Origin of the sequence: Mycolicibacterium brisbanense (assembly GCF_001570425.1) — a bacterium.
In the GTDB taxonomy this organism is placed as follows: Bacteria; Actinomycetota; Actinomycetes; order Mycobacteriales; family Mycobacteriaceae; genus Mycobacterium; species Mycobacterium brisbanense.
On the sequence record NZ_BCSX01000041.1, the window covers coordinates 43120 to 61211 of the forward strand.

18 protein-coding genes are annotated in these 18092 nt (G+C 66.1%); 13 read left to right on the forward strand and 5 right to left on the reverse strand.

The genetic code is table 11. From position 1 onward, the window contains the following. Positions 1–2: 2 nt before the first annotated feature. Genes RMCB_RS24015 through RMCB_RS24040 form a run of 6 tightly spaced genes read left to right on the forward strand, consistent with a single transcriptional unit; the run spans position 3 to position 4836 of the window. On the forward strand, positions 3–668 hold the full coding sequence (locus RMCB_RS24015) for a D-sedoheptulose-7-phosphate isomerase (RefSeq protein ID WP_062830776.1): 666 nt from the start codon (positions 3–5) through the stop codon (positions 666–668). Further along, the gene (gene hypE / locus RMCB_RS24020; protein WP_062830777.1) at positions 665–1777 is read left to right on the forward strand and encodes a hydrogenase expression/formation protein HypE; all 1113 of its coding nucleotides are present in this window, start codon (positions 665–667) and stop codon (positions 1775–1777) included. The genes RMCB_RS24015 and hypE overlap by 4 nt, the downstream gene beginning before the upstream one ends. A gap of 14 nt (positions 1778–1791) precedes the next feature. Further along, positions 1792–2064: a HypC/HybG/HupF family hydrogenase formation chaperone gene (locus tag RMCB_RS24025; protein WP_062830778.1), complete on the forward strand. Its 273-nt coding sequence runs from the start codon at positions 1792–1794 to the stop codon at positions 2062–2064. Positions 2065–2078: 14 nt separating this feature from the next. After that, a complete protein-coding gene (hypD, locus tag RMCB_RS24030) occupies positions 2079–3224 on the forward strand; it encodes a hydrogenase formation protein HypD (protein ID WP_062830779.1) in 1146 nt (381 codons plus the stop codon). After that, the gene (locus RMCB_RS24035) at positions 3221–3970 is read left to right on the forward strand and encodes a DUF6390 family protein (protein ID WP_062830780.1); all 750 of its coding nucleotides are present in this window, start codon (positions 3221–3223) and stop codon (positions 3968–3970) included. Before hypD ends, RMCB_RS24035 begins: the two co-directional genes overlap by 4 nt. After that, entirely contained in the window at positions 3967–4836 is an 870-nt protein-coding gene (locus RMCB_RS24040; RefSeq protein ID WP_062830781.1) for a hypothetical protein, read from the forward strand. The genes RMCB_RS24035 and RMCB_RS24040 overlap by 4 nt, the downstream gene beginning before the upstream one ends. 15 nt (positions 4837–4851) lie before the next feature. On the opposite strand, the gene RMCB_RS24045 is transcribed toward RMCB_RS24040, so the two are convergent. Then, on the reverse strand, positions 4852–5481 hold the full coding sequence (locus RMCB_RS24045) for an isocitrate/isopropylmalate family dehydrogenase (RefSeq protein WP_084388596.1): 630 nt from the start codon (positions 5479–5481) through the stop codon (positions 4852–4854). A 188-nt stretch (positions 5482–5669) separates the two neighbouring features. After that, positions 5670–6014, reverse strand: a complete 345-nt coding sequence (locus RMCB_RS36920) for an aldehyde dehydrogenase family protein (protein ID WP_322788709.1) — start codon at positions 6012–6014, stop codon at positions 5670–5672. On the opposite strand from RMCB_RS36920, the gene RMCB_RS36650 reads away from it, so the two are divergent. From RMCB_RS36650 to RMCB_RS24070, 4 genes are all read left to right on the forward strand, one after another. After that, complete coding sequence (locus RMCB_RS36650; protein ID WP_072278534.1) at positions 5929–6126, forward strand: hypothetical protein; 198 nt, start codon at positions 5929–5931, stop codon at positions 6124–6126. The genes RMCB_RS36920 and RMCB_RS36650 overlap by 86 nt on opposite strands. 68 nt (positions 6127–6194) lie before the next feature. Then, on the forward strand, positions 6195–7067 hold the full coding sequence (locus RMCB_RS24060; protein ID WP_062830783.1) for a carbohydrate ABC transporter permease: 873 nt from the start codon (positions 6195–6197) through the stop codon (positions 7065–7067). Next, the gene (locus RMCB_RS24065) at positions 7054–7866 is read left to right on the forward strand and encodes a carbohydrate ABC transporter permease (protein WP_062830784.1); all 813 of its coding nucleotides are present in this window, start codon (positions 7054–7056) and stop codon (positions 7864–7866) included. The genes RMCB_RS24060 and RMCB_RS24065 overlap by 14 nt, the downstream gene beginning before the upstream one ends. Further along, positions 7863–9194, forward strand: a complete 1332-nt coding sequence (locus RMCB_RS24070) for an ABC transporter substrate-binding protein (protein ID WP_062830785.1) — start codon at positions 7863–7865, stop codon at positions 9192–9194. The genes RMCB_RS24065 and RMCB_RS24070 overlap by 4 nt, the downstream gene beginning before the upstream one ends. Here the strand turns inward: RMCB_RS24070 and RMCB_RS24075 are convergent. Further along, positions 9191–12316 (reverse strand): ATP-binding protein, encoded by a 3126-nt coding sequence (locus tag RMCB_RS24075; RefSeq protein ID WP_308213614.1) that lies wholly within the window; start codon positions 12314–12316, stop codon positions 9191–9193. The genes RMCB_RS24070 and RMCB_RS24075 overlap by 4 nt on opposite strands. A gap of 177 nt (positions 12317–12493) precedes the next feature. On the opposite strand from RMCB_RS24075, the gene RMCB_RS24080 reads away from it, so the two are divergent. Then, entirely contained in the window at positions 12494–13321 is an 828-nt protein-coding gene (locus RMCB_RS24080) for a DUF4349 domain-containing protein (RefSeq protein WP_062830803.1), read from the forward strand. A 2-nt stretch (positions 13322–13323) separates the two neighbouring features. Here the strand turns inward: RMCB_RS24080 and RMCB_RS24085 are convergent, their stop codons facing one another. Further along, positions 13324–14166, reverse strand: coding sequence for an energy-coupling factor transporter transmembrane component T family protein (locus RMCB_RS24085; RefSeq protein WP_062830787.1), 843 nt, complete (start codon positions 14164–14166; stop codon positions 13324–13326). Next, positions 14163–16199: an ABC transporter ATP-binding protein gene (locus RMCB_RS24090; RefSeq protein WP_062830788.1), complete on the reverse strand. Its 2037-nt coding sequence runs from the start codon at positions 16197–16199 to the stop codon at positions 14163–14165. The genes RMCB_RS24085 and RMCB_RS24090 overlap by 4 nt, the downstream gene beginning before the upstream one ends. A 106-nt stretch (positions 16200–16305) precedes the next feature. Between RMCB_RS24090 and RMCB_RS24095 the strand changes: the two genes are divergently transcribed. Next, positions 16306–16776, forward strand: a complete 471-nt coding sequence (locus RMCB_RS24095) for a MarR family winged helix-turn-helix transcriptional regulator (RefSeq protein ID WP_029373111.1) — start codon at positions 16306–16308, stop codon at positions 16774–16776. A 37-nt stretch (positions 16777–16813) separates the two neighbouring features. After that, positions 16814–18034: an MFS transporter gene (locus RMCB_RS24100; protein WP_062830789.1), complete on the forward strand. Its 1221-nt coding sequence runs from the start codon at positions 16814–16816 to the stop codon at positions 18032–18034. The last annotated feature ends 58 nt before the right edge of the window (positions 18035–18092 follow it).

Consider the following 18092-nt stretch of genomic DNA (forward strand, 5'->3'; position numbering starts at 1 on the left):
GTATGCACGATCAACACCGCCTCGACGAAGCCACCAATTTTCTATATCCGTTCATCGACGGAAACGAGCACGACGCCGGTGCGCTCATAGCCGGTCTGACCGACTCCGCGCTCGCGAAAGCCGTTGAGAGCGCAGTGCTACGCCGAACAACGCTGGAGTCCTGTGCACCTCTCATCAGGGCGGCAGGCCGCGAACTCGCGCGCCGATTCACCGCAGGCGGTCGACTCTTCACTTTCGGGAACGGTGGAAGTTCCACCGATGCAGCCACTCTGGCAGCACTGTTCGCGAATCCACCGACAGCAGAGGCGTTACCGGCGTGGTCACTGACGGCCGATCAGGCGGTCCTGACGGCGTTGGGCAACGACGTCGGATTCGACCTAATTTTCGCCAGGCAGCTCATTGCCCGGGCCCGCGCCGGTGATATCGCTGTCGCGATGTCCACCAGCGGCAACTCGACTGACCTGCTCATCGCTCTGCGGGAAGCACACGCTCACGGCGTGTACACGATCGGGTTTACGGGCTACGACGGAGGAGCGTTCGCTGGCAACCCGGATGTCGATGTATGTCTGGTCGTCCGGTCGCAAAGTGTGCACCGGATACAGGAATCCCAAGCTCTCTTGGGTTACGAGCTGTGGGCAGCGGTGCAAGCAGAGAAGGCAGCACAATGACAGACCACGTGACCGAATATCTCGCCTCCGGACCATCGTTTCGCGAGGGTGAGGTCATCGAACGCATCGAATCGTTCCGCCAGCGCAGGCCACGGCTACGTGACACCGTCGTGACGCTAGCCCACGGCGCAGGCGGCAAAGCGTCCGCGGCACTCGTCGACGCTGTCTTCATCAACGCGTTTCGCAACCCGCATCTTGATGCGCTTGGCGACGGTGCTGTCATCGCCTTGCCGGGTGGCCAGAAGATTGCCATGTCTACCGATTCGTTTGTCGTGCAGCCACTGCACTTCCCGGGTGGCTCGATCGGCCACCTCGCCGTCCATGGCACCTTGAACGACCTCGCAATGGCAGGTGCGGTGCCATCATGGCTCACTGCGGCTTTCGTGATCGAAGAGGGATTTCCGATTGAGCAGTTGCGCGCCATCGTCGCCGATATGGCCGCCGCCGCAGAGGATGCCGCCGTTCAGATCGTCACCGGGGACACAAAAGTCGTTCCCAAGGGCGCGGCCGACGGCATGTTCATCACTACCGCCGGCGCCGGACTGATACCGGCAGATCGAGTGCTGTCGCCGCAGAACGTAAGGCCCGGAGACAAAGTTCTGGTCTCCGGGACGATCGGCGACCACGGTATGGCGGTGATGCTGGCCCGCGGCGACCTCGCCATCGAGGCTGATATCCGTTCTGACACCGCCGCAGTCACCGGATTGGTGGAGCGGCTGTTACAGGCTGCTCCCTCGACCAGGTGGCTGCGGGATCCCACCCGAGGCGGTGTGGGCACCGTATGCAACGAGCTTGCGCAGGCCTGCGGGCTCGCTGTAGTTCTGGAAGAGAGCCGTCTACCCGTCCGGCCCGACGTGGCGGGCGCATGCGAAATGCTGGGAATCGACCCGCTTTACGTCGCAAACGAGGGCAAATTCATCGCCGTCGTCGATCCAGCGGAAACAGATGACGCACTCACCGCCCTTCGCTCGCATCCTGGCGGTAAGAACGCCGAGGACATCGGACACATCACCGAGGAGCCGGCTGCCACCGTCGTGGTGCGCACAGGGTTCGGCGGCACCCGCATCGTGGACATGCTCGTCGGCGACCCCCTCCCCCGTATCTGCTGAAGAAGGACACCCGCATGTGCCTCGGAATACCCGGCCGGATCATCGAGATCACCGACGCCGCCAACTGCCTTGCCAAGGTCGATGTCAGCGGCGTCCGCCGAATCATCAGTGTCCGGCTCCTGCAGAAGGACATGCCTCAGCCCGATGATTGGGTTCTGGTGCACGTGGGCTTTGCCATGGCCAAGATTGACGAAACCGAAGCACTTCTGACCCTGGCGGCAGTCAAGCGGCTGGGAGAAGCCTACTCCGACGAACTACAGGCGTTCGACAACTCGTCGATCGTCTGAAGGGAGAAGCAGCGATGCGATTTGTGGATGAGTTCCGTGATCCTGCGGCGGCCCGAAAGTTGTTGTCTGCCATCACCGGTCTCGTGCAAGCGGGCACACCAGGCGAGCGGTTCAAATTCATGGAGGTATGCGGCGGGCACACCCATACGATCTATCGACACGGAATCGAACATCTCCTACCCGAAAACGTCGAGCTCGTACATGGTCCTGGCTGTCCGGTCTGCGTGATCCCGATGGGCCGCGTCGACGACGCAATCTGGTTGGCCCGCCAGGACGGTGTCATCTTCACCTGCTTCGGTGACATGATGCGGGTACCGGGATCCGACGGCAGCCTGCTGGACGCAAAAGCCCATGGTGCCGACGTCCGATTCGTCTACTCTCCACTGGACGCACTTAAGATCGCGGTCGACAATCCGGACAAGCAGATCGTGTTCTTTGCCATCGGTTTCGAGACCACCGCGCCCTCGACAGCTGTCACACTCGTGCGCGCCCGTGAGCTCGGCGTCAAGAACTTCACCGTCTTCTGCAACCACGTCACGATCGTGCCGCCGATCAAGGCGATTCTGGAGTCGCCCGATCTTCGGTTGTCCGGGTTCCTCGGACCCGGTCATGTCTCCACGGTCGTCGGCAACCGTCCTTATCGGTTCGTACCCGCTACTTATGGAAAGCCCTTGGTCGTAGCCGGCTTTGAGCCATTGGACATCCTCGCCTCGATCGCCATGCTGCTCCGGCAGATTCGCGAAGGCCGATGCGAGGTGGAGAACCAGTATTCGCGGGTCGTTCATGAAGAAGGCAACCCGGCGGCCCTGGCGCTGATGGCCGAGGTGTTCGCACTGCGCCCACACTTTGAGTGGCGGGGCCTGGGGTTCATCTCGCAGAGCGCGTTGCGGCTTCGCGACGAGTTTGCCGACTATGACGCCGAGCAGCGTTTCGCGATGCCGGGTATCCGGGTGGCCGATCCGAAGGCATGTCAGTGCGGCGAGGTTCTCAAGGGTGTGCTCAAGCCGTGGGAATGCAAGGTTTTCGGCACTGCTTGCACCCCGGAGACACCGATCGGCACGTGCATGGTCTCGCCGGAGGGTGCTTGTGCGGCGTACTACAACTTTGGCCGGTTACACCGCGATGCGGCGACGATGATCGGGCAGGGCGCACCGGCATGACAGCGGCCGACGTCACCGGCACCTGCGGAGCCCAGATGTTCGCGCGGTACGCTCACGCACCCAACCAGCTCGGATACTGTGGGCCTCCAACATTCGACCTCGCAGGAGCATGCCGCGGCCAGATCGAGAAGGCTGCCAAGCAGTTCACCGGCGCCTGGCCGTATCTGGAGGTGATGTCGAGGATGACTGCAACTCCAGATCCACTCGACCTTCGTCTCGTCGAATCCTATTGGCTCGGCGGAGGGCTCGGCGCTGAGTTGGACCCACGCGCATTCACCTCCCAACTCCTCGATACCATCTCGCCTCAGGCCGGCCACTATTGGGCGCATCTCGATGCTGAATTGGCTGCCGAGGCCGCACCGAATCACTGCTTCCACGTCTTCGGCGTGTACCCGTGGTCGCGGCTCCTCGGCAGAGGCGCCGACGAATACCCCCTTGCTGTTCTCGACAATTGCCGGATCTCGTGGGGAACGGTGCTCTCTACCGACAGGGTGACCGCGGCCGTCTCTATGCAATCGTTGTCGTGGCACGGCTCGACCCTGTCACTGTGTCCCCCGGTGACGCGACGAGTCGACACGAGCACCGACGCAACCCGGGACCTCACCGTTGCCGCCGGTGATCTGGTCGCGGTGCACTGGGGCCGGGTGTGCGATCGCCTTACCCCCAGGCAGGTCGCCAGGCTGAAAGACAGCACGGATCAACAGTTGCGGGCCACCAATCGCCGACTTCGTGCGCAGACGCCATGAGACCTCGAATCATCCAGGCCGAAGGTCAAATCGGCTTCTACTGGACCACCCCGGAAGGAGTCGCCACGACCCTGCCCGACCTGGTGAGCGGCGATGATGAACCTGACCGGCTGGTGCGAACGCATTTGGAGGCATTAGATGATGCGTTGGTCATCGCCGGCGCGCAATTCGGCGATCTCCTCGGCGGCGGCACCCGCCCTAACTCCGCCGAACGTGACGACTTGATTGTTCTACATCGCTGTCTCGATATGTTGGTGCGGGACTACGCTCTTGCCGCCCAGACAATCGGAATGGTGTCCGACGTGCGCGCAGGCCAGATCATCGGCACTGCAGCACTGTTCGCGATCCGGGCGCGATTTGCTGTCGACCTCCTCGGCCCTGCGCCACTCGACGGCGAACTCGACGAACCTCCCGTCGGCGTCCTGAGCGGATACGGGCAGATGGTTCTGGTCGATCCTGATAAACCATGGAAGGGCGGCCGGTGGATACTCAAAGCTGAATCTGGACGAAAGTACCCGCTGACGTTGTCGACCATGTTGTTCGACAGTTCGGGGGTAAACAAGGACGCTGCCCGGCGCGAACACCGCGAAGCGCTCCAAGCCTGTGTCGATGCGGAGTACAGCGAGGACACCGACGCTTTCACGCTCGCCTGTGCCCTGGACTGGCTGCTCTACGACTGGTTGATGGCCCACCGCGACGCCCCTGACAGCGCCGCGATTCAAATTCCCAAAGGGCACGACTCCGACGCTGAGATGATCGTGCGCGCCGCCCACGCATCAGTGCGTGCCCGCGCGAAGTTCGATCCGCACCTGAATGGCCCGGCAACCACACCACAGGACCGACTATCCGAGCACCAATCGTCGTGAAAACCCTGGAGAACTTTACGCCCTAATCTGTTCGATGACCGACTTGGTCAGTTCGGCGGTCGAAGCGGTACCGCCGAGATCGCGGGTCAGGGTCTGCTTGCTCTTCAGGCATTGCCGGATTGCGGTGAGTACTTCGGCAGTGGCTTCTGGGTGGCCGCCGAGGTGTTCCAGCATCATCGCCGCCGACCAGATCGCGCCGATCGGATTCGCGATCCCATCGCAGGCGATGTCGGGCGCCGATCCATGGACCGGTTCGAACATGGACGGCAACTCACCGGTGGGGTTGAGGTTCGCCGAAGGAGCCATGCCGATCGACCCAGCGACGGCGGCTGCCAGGTCGGAAAGGATGTCACCGAACAGATTCGAAGCAACGATCACGTCGAACGACGCGGGGTCGAGTACGACCTTCGCGGCTAACGCATCGATGTGCTCAGCGCGCCACTGTACCGACGGGTATCCGCGGGCGCGCTCCGCCACGATCTCATCCCAGAACGGCATCGTGTGGACCGAAGAGCCCTCTAACGACAACAGCTGCCGGGAGTCCTCACTCGCCGGTGACGCAGCAATGAGCAGCCTCGCTAGACGAGAACTTCCGGCGTTTTCCGCAAGTCCAACATTGGATCCTGAAAGCGTCTGGGGCACCACGTCACTACACTGAGGATGCGTCGACGCTTAGGCGGCGTAGACGCGCATCCGGTTGTCCCCAAACATATTTCGGGGGCAACCGGATGTCTCGTTATGAGGAGTCTCTCCAAGAACCCGAAGAGTGCGCGCCTCCGATTCGATTCGACAAGCAGTCGAGCGTTCTACCAGTCGACGGCGACGTACTTGGCTCATGTGAACTCCAACACGCCGTGGTGCCTGCCTTCACGACCCAAACCGGATTGATTGACACCACCGAACGGCGCCGCGGGATCTGACACCAGACCCCGGATGGCGCAACCACCGCTCTCAAGATTCTCGGCCACGCGTGGTCCGGCACCTCGGCCGCCGGTGTACGCATAGCCGCTCAAGTACCGACAGTATTCGCAGACGCGGCGAAACATCAGCGCGCTCGAGGTCGAAGAAGGACTTGAGCGGCACCCGGACATCGTGGAATGCGCGGTCGTCGGCGTGCCGAGCGAACTCACCGAAGGCGTATGGATACATGCAGGGGCGGCACCAAGTCCCCGATACATCTGCTTCGTCGACGATCTTCCCAAGACACCGACGGGCAAAGTCGACAAGCCCCACCTACGGGCCAATCCACCTGCCGCGACCACTTGGGACCAAACACGAGTCACAAGATGATCGCTCACCGGCCCACATGGACCGACCCACCCTGACACCCGCAGACGGCAACCCGCTTTAATGACCCAATGGCCACCTCGCGTGTCCGGGACACCGCACTGGGCTACGCACTCGTCGCGCCCAGCCTCTTCGGCGTCGTCACCTTCCTCCTGTTACCCATGCTGGTGGTGGCGTGGCTGAGCCTGCACCGGTGGGATCTGCTGGGGCCGATTACGTACGTCGGGTTCGACAATTGGACTGCGGTACTCACCGATTCGTCGTTCGCCACTTCATTGCTGGTCACCCTGTTGTTCGTGCTGTTGGTGGTGCCGGCCCAAACCGCGCTGGGTCTGTTCGCGGCGACACTGCTGGCCCGCGGCCTGCCCGGCAGTGGCTTCTTCCGCACCGTGTATGTGCTGCCGTGGATCTGCGCGCCGCTGGCCATCGCGGTGTTGTGGCGCTGGATCCTGGCTCCGACCGACGGGGCCGTGAGCACCGTGCTCGGCCACCAGATCGACTGGCTCACCGATCCCGGCCTGGCGCTGCCGCTGGTGTCGGCGGTGGTGATCTGGACCAACGTCGGCTACGTCACGCTGTTCTTCCTCGCCGGGATCCTCAACATTCCCGAGGACGTGCACAACGCCGCCCGCACCGACGGCGCGAACGCCTGGCAACGGTTCCGCCACATCACGCTGCCGATGCTGCGGCCCACCATGTTCTTCGTCCTCGTCACCGGAATCGTCAGCGCCGCCCAGGTATTCGACACCGTCTATGCGCTGACCGCAGGCGGACCACAGGGACGCACCGACCTGGTCGCGCACCGCATCTACGCCGAGGCTTTCGGCGCGGCCGCCGTGGGCCGCGCGTCGGTGATGGCGCTCGTCTTGTTCATCCTGCTGGTCGGCATCACGGTCGTTCAGCATCTCTACTTCCGTCGCCGGATCAGCTATGACCTCACGTAACGTCGCGATCTACGCCGGCCTCGTGCTCGGTGCGGTCATCACGCTGCTGCCGTTCAGTTTGGGGCTGCTGACGTCGTTCACCTCAGCACAGCAGTTCAACACCGATTCGCCGTTGTCACTGCCGAACCCGCCGACATGGGAGAACTACCTCGGGCTCGCCGACGCGGGCTTCGGCCGGGCCGTCGTGGTGACCGCGCTGATGACCGCCGTGATCCTGATCGGGCAGCTGGTGTTCTCCGTGCTGGCCGCGTACGCCTTTGCGCGGCTGGAGTTTCCGGGCCGCGACGCGCTGTTCTGGGTGTACATCGCCACGCTGATGGTGCCGGCGACGGTGACGGTGGTGCCGCTGTATCTGATGATGGCCGAAGCCGGGCTGCGCAACACGTTCTGGGCCTTGGTGCTGCCCTTCATGTTCGGCTCTCCGTACGCAATCTTCCTGCTGCGGGAGTACTTTCGCTCGATCCCGGGTGACTTGATCAGCGCGGCGCGCATCGACGGAGCCAACACGCTGGACGTGATCACCCATGTGGTGGTGCCGGCCAGCCGACCGATTCTGGTGACGCTCGGGCTGATCACCGTGGTGACCCAGTGGAACAACTTCCTATGGCCGTTGGTGATCACCAGCGGCCACAAATGGCAGGTGCTGACGGTGGCGACCGCGGGCCTGCAGACGCAGTACAACGCGCAGTGGACGCTGGTGATGGCGGCGACGACGGTCGCGATCGTGCCACTGCTGGTGCTGTTCGTCGCGCTGTCGCGCAACATCGTCCGCTCGATCGTGGTCACGGGTATCAAATGAGGCCCCGCTTTTCGACACTGGCGGCCGCGGGCCTAGCGCTGACCATGGCTGTGCTCCTTGGTGTGGCCGTCCTTTTGGGCCGCGACACCGAACCGCCGGGACACGTCGTGGTGACCGTGCGCCTGTGGGACCAACAGGCCGCGGCGGCCTACCGGGAATCGTTCGCCGAGTTCAGCCGGGAACATCCCGACATCGAGGTGCGCGTCAACACCGTAGCGTACTCGTCGTACTTCGACACGCTGCGCACCGACGTGGCCGGCGGCAGCGCCGACGATGTCTTCTGGTTGTCCAATGCCTATTTCGCCGGGTACGCCGACAGTGGTCGCCTGATGGACATCGGGAAGACCTTGGGGACCAATGCTTCCCGCGCGTGGGAGCCGTCAGTGGTCAGCCAGTTCACCCGCCACGACGCGCTATGGGGTGTGCCGCAGCTGACCGACGCCGGCATAGCCGTGTTCTTCAACGCCGACCTGCTCGACGCCGCCGGCGTCGACCTCACCGAACTGCTCGGCCTCCGGTGGTCCGACGGACCCGACGACACGCTACGCCCGCTGCTGGCCCGGCTCACCATCGATGAGAACGGCCGCACCGCCGCCACCGAGGGCTTCGATCCGACCCGTGTCCGGCAGTGGGGGTACAACGCGGCCAACGACATGCAGGGCATCTACCTGAACTACATCGGCTCAGCCGGCGGCCAATTCACTGTCGGCGATCGGTTCGCCTTCGACAACCCGCAAGCCGTCGACGCGTTCACGTATCTGGTGCGGCTGATCAACGCCGACCACGTCGCGCCGCCCGCGTCGGTCACCAACGGCAACGGCGATTTCTCCCGCAACACGTTCCTGCAAGGCCGGATGGCGTTGTTCCAGTCCGGCACCTTCAACCTGGCGGCCATCGCCAACCAGGCCCCGTTCCGCTGGGGTGTGGTGATGCTGCCCGAGGGACCGAAAGGTCGGGTCAGCGTCACCAACGGCATTGTGGCGGCCGCTAATTCGGCCACCAAGCATCCCGACGCGGTACGCCAGGTGCTGCAATGGATGGGCAGCAAGCAAGGCAATGAGTTCCTCGGGGCGCACGGTGCCGCGGTGCCCGCCGTGCTGGCGGCGCAGCCGGTCTACCACGATTACTGGAAGTCGCGCGGAGTGGATGTGACCCCGTTCTTCCGGGTGTTGCGCGGACCGCATGTTCCGGCGCCGGGCGGACCGGGGTTCCCCGCCGGGTACCAGGCGCTGCGGCCGTATTTCGACGAGATGTTCCTCGGCCGTGCGGATGTCGCGACCAGCCTGGCCGACGCACAGTGGGCCGCGAACGGCGCTGCGGCACGCTAACGGGCAGAGGACATCTCCTCGGCCCAAGCCAGGTGTCCTTCGAATCCAAGCGATTTCGCCCGATCGCGATACTTCTCGAGCAGTTCGGGATACGCCGCGTCACCCCGCGCTCCGGCCAACAAAGTCCGCAGGCGCAGCGCCATGATGTCGAACAGCACGAAGCCGGTTTCCACCGGTTCGGCGTCAAGGTGGTCGATCGCGGCCTCGACCTCACTCAGGTCGTCGACCGAGCCGCGGGCGATGAGTTCTTCGGCCAATGCCGTCACCGCGACCCCACGCCCCAACCACTCCCCTGCGTCGATCTGGCGCGCCGCGATGTCGCGCAACGCGGCGATGGCGCCATCCCGATCTCCTTGATGGACCAGCCGCCGAGCGAAGGCAACGTCGATGGGCGCCAGAACAGGCATGGCGAACCGCTCTTGCTCGACCGCCTCCCGGGTCTGCTCCAGCAGTTCGAAACCCTCGGCACTCTCCGGGTCCGCCGCGACCAGAGCAAGCCCGCGTGCGCATCGGGCCGCGTCGAGCGCGTAGCCCTCACCGAGTTGTTCAGCGAATCGCAGGGTTTCAGCAGTCTCCTGCAGGATTTCCTCATCCATGCGCAACGTGCCGTAGGCCCAGCCGACGTTGGCGCTGTACACGAGCAGCACACCGCGAGCCGCCGGGTTGATATCCCGCAGTAGCGCCAGGCCCCGGTCGAGTTCGTCGCGCCAGCCGGGCTGCCCCCAACTGGATCGTGCGACAGCCCCCAGCATCGTCGCGATCAGCAACGGCGACTCCGTGACGATGCTGCCCCTGCGCGGATCCCCGCCCGACAGATCGATCACCCGTTGCGCCAGCCGCACCAGGTCACCCATCGCTCCCATCGCGAATTTGGCGATGAGCGTGGTGTGCATGAGCCCGACGATGAGATCCGGGTCAGCGATCGCATCGAGAACGCCGACGAGTTCGGATGCCAACTCGTCGGCTGCCCGGAAATGCGCGTGCCCGAGCAGTGCGCCCACCTGCCCGGCCATCCCGATGGCCAGCGACCGCTTGTCGTCGGCCTCCTCGGCCAATGCCCTCAGTTCATCGAAACCGGTATCCGAAATGGCGCCACCGGAGCGAAAACTGGTGCCGGAGATCAACGCTCGCGGTGCGATCCGCAGGGCCGGGCGCTGCGGATCATCGAGCGGCAGCCGATCGGCGACCTGACCGGCCCGCTCCCAACTCATCCGGGCCGCGCGGACGTCGCGGAACCTGGACCAGTCTCCGGCGCGCATGTGCCAGTCGTAGGCCTGGCGTAGCTCGCCGCCGGCTTCGAGGTGGTCGGCGATCAACGCGGCATTCTCGTCCCGCGGCTCGATCGCCGCAGCCACACAACGATGAAGCTGTGCCCGTTCGGATTTCAATTGGGCGCGGTACATCACCGACCAGATCATCGGATGCCGAAACGCGTACTGCACCTTGGGTGTTGATGCCACCTGTTCGATGAGTTCGGCCGTGACCAGCCTGCTGAGCTGAGTCGTGTCGGCGAACTGGGCCAGCAGGGTTTCCTCGAACCGTGCGCCCACGACCGCAGCGGCACTCAGCGTGCGTTTGGCGGCGGCGTCAAGCCGATCGACCCGCGCGGCGATCGCAGCTTGTAACGTCGCGGGCACCGCAACATCGTCGGCACCGGCCGGACACAGATAACAGCCGCGCCCGCCGGCAAGAACACCGCGGTCCGCCAGATCACGCACGATCTCTTGGACGAAAAACGGGTTGCCCGCGGCACGTTGGGCGATCTGGCCGGCCAGACCGCCGACCGAGGCGTCGCGCCCGAGCAACCCGCTGACCAGTTCGGCCGTCTGTTCATCGTCGAGCGGCGACAGAGCGATGGTCTGCGCGCCGGGATATCGGCCGAGCACGCCGTCGTACTCCGGGCGGTAGGTCACCAGCACCAGCGACCGGGCCCGGGTCAACGTCGCGAGCAGGTCGACGAGCACCGCTTCGCTGACCGGGTCGATCCAATGTGCATCCTCGATCACGTACACACTCGGAGCCGGGCAAGCGGTCACCACGGCGTCGACCAGTGCCGCGACGCGTCTGCGCCGAGCGTCGGCCCCGATATCGGGCAGGCGAACTTCCGGGGCGCCGATGCTCAACGCGTCTTCCAGCAGCACCCGGTCGTCTTCGTCGATGTCAGGGAGCCTGGCCCGCAACAGCTTCCGCGCCGTTGCGTCGTCACCGACCCCGTCGACGCCGAACATCGCCCGCATCAACTCCGAGACCACCGAGAGCGGAACGTCGGCGGTGTGCGACTCACAGAACGCCGAAAACACCTGAATGCCACGGCCGACCGCGATGGCCAGGGTCTCGGCGATCAAGCGGCTCTTCCCGATTCCCGGAGGCCCGACCACGCCGGCGACGCATCCCGCGCCGCCGACGGTTCGGTCGAGCATGCCGACCAGGGCGGCCAGTTCCCAGCTGCGGCCGACGAGACGCGTGCCGCCGCGCCCGATGCGCGCCTGCTGGTGTGGAGCGATCCCGACCAGCCTGCGAGCACACACCGGTTCGCTGGCCCCCTTGATCCGGACATGTTGCGGGGCGTCGAGCACGACAGTGTGCTCGACAAGACGTGCGGTCGACTCGCTGAGCATGACCCCACCGGCCGGTGCCACCGACTCCATCCGCTGTGCCAATCCGACCTGGGCACCTACCGCGGTATAGCCGAGCGGGCCAGAGCCGATGTCGCCGGCGATGACCTCACCGGAATTCAGGCCGATGCGCAGCTGCAGCGGCAACCCGTCGCGGCGGCCGACGTCGACGGCCAGCCGCTGTACCTCCTGCTGAATCTCCAACGCCGTGAGACACGCACGAAACGCGTGATCTTCCAAGGCAATCGGTGCCCCGAACAACGCCATGACGCCGTCGCCGGTGAACTTGTCGACCGTGCCACCGTAGCGCTGGACCACCTCGGCACAGCGCTGCACCAGTTCGGTCATGATCTCGCGCAGGCGTTCGGCACCGACCGCGGCCGCGATGTCCATCGAGTGCACGACATCGGCGAACAGAACCGTCACCTGCTTGTATTCGGCCGGCCCGGCCGCCTCGGCGAGCGGTGCACCGCACGCGTCGCAGAACCGAGCGCCATCGCGCGCCACCCGGCCGCATCGTCGACACGTCACTACCGTCATCTGGCTCTCTACCGACCCCGAAACTCCCCGCTCAGGATAGGTCTGTGGGCCACCCCGGATCGGTAGATTGTGCTGATGCCCGTCTACAACAGCCGTACCCGGCGTCGCCTCGCCGCGGCGGCCCTGCTGGCCGTGACGATTTCGGTGACGACGCAGGCGTGCGCAGCCGGGCATTCCCCGAGCTCGACGGCACCGGAATCGCCGCCCGCCGCGGCGACCGCGGCCCCCGCGCCCGCGGCGCCGTTCACCGCGTCTCCCCCGCTCAACGGTCCGAACGACAACGCGCCCAAACCCCCTGACGCCGACCGCGACATCGTCAAGACGGCGTCACTGACGTTGACCGCGGCCGACACCACCGCGGCCGCCGACAAGGCCACGACCATCGTCACCGATGCCGGCGGACGCGTGGACAGCCGCTCGGAGGATGCCGGCTCCAGTTCGGGGCGCGCGCACGTCGCGCTGGTGCTGCGGGTCCCGGCCGCCAAACTCGACAAGACGATCACCGACGTCAAAGGGCTCGGCACCGTCAACACCCTGGAGATCCATGCCGACGACGTGACCAACCAGCGCGTCGACCTCGATGCGCGGATCTCCGCATTGCAGACCTCGGTCGACCGGCTGCTCGGGATCATGCGCGACGCGAAGGATCCCGACGCGTTGATCAAAGCCGAGAACGCGCTGTCCCAGCGGCAGGCCGATCTGGACAGCCTGCGCGCACAGCGCACTCAGCTCGGTGAGCAGATCGCCTTCAGCACGCTCAACCTCGACGTCTACGCCGAGAACTTCGGCGGCCCGACCAAGCAGTACCACGGGTTCTTCGGTCAGGTCGAACGCGGCTGGGACGGCATGGTCAGCTTCGCCTCCGGGGCGGTCATGCTGTTCGGCCTGCTGCTGCCCTGGCTGGCGGCGCTGGCGCTGGCCGGCGGTGTGGGTTACGCCGCCATCCGGCTATTGACGACGCGGCGCCACTGACATCACCTGCGCGGCAAGCTCGTGCCGAGCACCGTCAGCTCCAGCGCCAACGCGCTGCCGCACACCACGATCAGCACCGCGAACGCCACCCAGTCCCGCGCCTTGGGCCGCGACGGCAGCGCCGAGATCTGTCCGGTACCACCGCGCGCGGTGATCGCGTCACCCATCTCGTCCGCGCGGCGCAATGCCACGGTGACGGATGCCGCCAGCAGATCGACGACGTCGCCCACCCGTTGCTTACGCCGGGCCCGGAACGACTCCGCACGTTCCTTGGGTCGCAGCCTTCGTGCGGCATACAGCGTGCGGAATTCGTCGATCAGCATCGGGAAAGCGCGCAGCGCCAACGCGATTGTCACCGCCCAGTCGTGCACCGGGACGCCCACGAACCGCAACGGGCGGCCGAGCGTCGCGACCGCCGGGGCGATGTCGGCGACGTTGGTGGTCCAGGAAACGAGAGCCCCGAGGCCGAGCAAGACGATCGACAGCGCGGTGATGCGCAGGAAATTGAACAACCCGCCCAGGCCGATGTGCATCGACCCGACATCGATGATCGGGGCGCCACCGGCCAGCGTCGCGGTCGCCGCGCCCAGCGCCATCAGCACCCACAACCAGAACGGCACCGAGGGGACCGCGCCGCGCGGGATGTGCGCCAGCCGGGCCACCACGAGCACCAGCACCCCGACGAAGGCGATGGGCACCCAGCCCGGATAGAAGGTCAGCAGCACGCCGATGCCGGCCACCGCCACAAGCTTGGTGCCGGCCCACAGTTGGTGGATGACGCTGTCGCCGGGCACCGGCCGCAGCAGCACCATGGGCCTGCGTTGCCCTCGGGTCGGCGCGGTCATCGGGCACCTCCTGCCGCGGTGGGCGCCATGGCCAGTTCCCCGTCCCGCAGATGCAGCGTGCGCGGGCACAGGCCTTCCAACCCCGAGAAGTCGTGCGAGATGACCACGACGGTCAGCCCGGTGTCGCGGCGCAGATCCTCCAGCAGCCGCAGCAGCCCACGCTGACTGGCCGCATCCAGACCGGCCAGGGGCTCATCGAGGATGAGTGCACGCGGGGCGCGGCCGAGCAAACCGGCGAGCACCACCCGCCGCATCTGGCCGCCCGAGAGTTGATCGATGCGGCGCTTGGCGAGCCCCGGGTCCAGGCCGACCGTGGCCAGCGTCGCCGTGACGCGCGCCTGATCGTCGACCGCGAAACCCGCGGACGAGGCGATCTCGCGCTCGACGCTGCTGCGCATCAACTGCAGCCGCGCCGCCTGAAAAGACATCGCCACGGTGCCGACCTGTCCGGACACCGGTGCGCCGTCGAGCAGGCAGGCTCCGTAGGTGGGCACGGTGAGCCCGGCCATGATCCACGCCAGGGTGGACTTGCCAGATCCGTTGAGACCGTGGACAAGCAGTCCGTCGCCTTCGTTGACGGTGAACGTGACGTCGCGCAAAGCCGTTTTCGCCCACGGGGTTCCGCTGGCGTACTCGTGTCCCACGGCGGTCAGCTCCAACACGGGTGCACCGGCTTCGTGGCCGGGGACCGTGCCTGACGGCACTGCCGCGGTCTGCACCATGTCGGTGTTGTCGGACGTGCCGCCCAGGTTGATCGCGCGGTCGGCCGACGACGCTTCGGCGTCGTAGTGGGTGATGTGCACGAGTGACATCTCGTGGTGCCGGGTCAGACCCGACAGCACGGTCATCAGTGTGTCGCGGCCGTTCTGGTCGACCATGCTGGTGACCTCGTCGGCGATGAGCAGTGCGGGCTCACGTGCCAGCGCACCCGCGACGGCCAACCGCTGCAGCTCGCCTCCGGAGAGTCCACCGGTGTCCCGGTCGGCCAACCCGTCGAGGCCGACCTCGGTCAGGAGCCGGTCGACATCCGTTGTCGTGCCGGGCGGCAGGCCCCAGACCACATCGTCGGCAACCCGGGTTCCGAGCACCTGGCTTTCGGGGTGCTGCATGATCACCGCGGTCCCGCCGATGCGGCCGAGCCCCACCGCTCCGGCGCGTTCGACGGTGCCCGCGGTGGGTTCCCGCCCGGCCAGCACCAGCATCAGGGTGGTCTTGCCCGAGCCGTTGGGGCCGGTGACCGCGACGTGTTCGCCCGGCTGCAGATCCAACGACACCGGACCCAGGGCGTCGTGGTCGACGCCCGGATACCGGAATCGGACGTCGACCAGGCGAGCGGGCACCGGCGCCACGGTTCCCGTGCCTGCGGGCGTGTCGAGTTTGTGGACGTCGGGGACGCCGGCCAGCCGGGTCAGTACCCGCGACAGCGCCCACCAGCCGACCAGGCTGACGAAGCAGATACTGAAGATCCCTGACCCGAGGATCAACACGGGCCAGTAGTCCAGCAGCGTGGCGAAACCGTGCTTGAGCGGATCGGCGAAGTCCCGCAGGATGGGGACACGGGCCATGGCCACGGCAAGACCGTCGATGTTGGCGGTCATTGATTCGAACGCGAGAATGCGCAGCCGCGACAACACGGTCAAGGCTCCGACCAGCACCATGCCGAACAGCGCACCGGCGACGACGGCCGCGGCAAGAACAGTCGGGGTTCCCCGGCCACGCCGTTTCACGATGCCCGTCAGTCCGCCGATGTACGCGCAGTTGACGACGGTCATGAAGCCGCCGAGCCCGGCGATCAGGAACGCGATGGTCGCCCCGGCGACGGTCGCGGCCAGCAGGACCCGCATCCGGTAGCGGTACGCCAGCAGACCCATCGGCACGGTGCCGAGCATCGAGAGGCCCGCCGCGAACGGCACCACCACCGCGATGATGGCCGTGGCGGCACACAGCGCCGCCATCACGGCGGCCTGGGCGAGTTCCCCGGGGGTCAGCGGACCCGTCTTCCGTGGCTGGGTCGCCGATCCGGGAGCGCTCATTTCTCGATTCTGCCAGCTGAAATCCGGGTGGTTCGGTGGCCGTTGTGTGAGGGGCGACACGACGGGGCCGGTAGACTACATAGAAATTCTATGTAATTATGGGTGTATGCCGACCCCCATCGCGGAAGACGCCGCGGCGCACCACAAGACCGAGCTCGGTGCGGAATTGCTCTCGGTCGTGGCGCGGCTGAATCGCCTCGCCAATCAACGTACCCGGCTGCCGCTGCCATGGGCGCAGGCCCGGCTGCTGTCCACCATCGAGGATCAGGGCCAGGCCCGCATCTCCGACCTCGCCTACCTCGACCACTGCTCGCAGCCGACGATGACGACGCAGGTGCGTCGCCTCGAAGACGCCGGACTGGTGTCCCGCACCGCCGACCCAGGCGATGCCCGCGCAGTCCTCATCCGCATCACCGACGAGGGCCGACGCACCCTCACCCAGGCCCGGATCGACCGAGCCGCCGCGATCAACCCGCGGCTCGACCGCCTGGCCCCCGAAGACCGCCAAACCCTGGCGGCCGCCGTGGAGGTCATCCGGCGGATCCTCGAGGACCGCGACCCGGCCGACGACAACTAGTACAGAACCGACAACAGACTAAGGAGTTCTCGCCCCGATGTGGCGCCAACCCAAGGCCGTGTGGGCCGTAGCATTCGCCTCCGTCGTTGCCTTCATGGGCATCGGACTGGTGGACCCGATCCTCAAACCGATCGCCGACAACCTCAACGCCTCACCGTCACAGGTGTCGCTGCTGTTCACCAGCTACATGGCGGTGATGGGCGTGGCGATGCTGATCACCGGTGTGGTGTCGAGCCGGATCGGTCCGAAACGGACACTGCTGCTGGGCCTGGTGGTCATCATCGCGGGCGCGGGACTGGCAGGCATGAGCGACACGGTCATGCAGATCGTCGGCTGGCGCGCCCTGTGGGGGCTGGGTAACGCCCTGTTCATCGCCACCGCACTGGCCACCATCGTCAACTCCGCCAAAGGCTCTGTGGCACAAGCGATCATCCTCTACGAGGCCGCGCTCGGCCTGGGCATCGCGGTCGGCCCGCTGGTCGGCGGCGTGCTGGGATCGATCTCCTGGCGCGGCCCGTTCTTCGGAGTGTCGGCCTTGATGGCGTTCGCTTTGGTGATCACCGCCTTCCTGCTGCCGGCCACGCCGCGAGCCGAGCGGGCGACCACGCTCGCCGACCCTTTCCGGGCCCTGCGCCACCGCGGTCTGCTCGGGGTGTCGATCACCGCGCTGCTGTACAACTTCGGCTTCTTCACCCTGCTGGCGTTCACCCCGTTTCCCCTTGACATGAGCGCGCATCAGATCGGCCTGATCTTCTTCGGCTGGGGCCTGGCGCTGGCGTTCACGTCCGTGGTGGTCGCCCCGCGACTGCAGCACCGGTTCGGCACCGTGCGGGTGCTCATCCTCAACCTCATCGCCTTCACCGCGGTGCTGACCGCGATGGCGGTGTGGACCGATTCCAAGCCCGTGCTGGCCACCGGTGTCGTGATCGCCGGCTTGTTCATCGGCGTCAACAACACGCTGATCACCGAGACCGTCATGAAGGCCGCCCCGGTCGAGCGTGGCGTGGCCTCGGCGGCCTACAGCTTCCTGCGGTTCAGCGGCGCTGCCGTCGCGCCGTGGCTGGCCGGCCTGCTCGGGGAGCAGGTCAACGTGCACCTGCCGTACTGGGTCGGTGCCGGTGCCGTGCTCGCCGGCGCGGTCGTGTTGTTCGCGAGCCGCACGCATCTGCGCCACATCGACGACGACCACGCCGTCGAGGACGAGCTCGACGAGCTCACCGACGAGGCGACCGCGGTCACGGTGGGCAGCGAAAGCTAGGCCTTCTCGTTGCCGAAATCGACGTCAGGGTTGTGATTGTGTGAAAACAACGACCCTG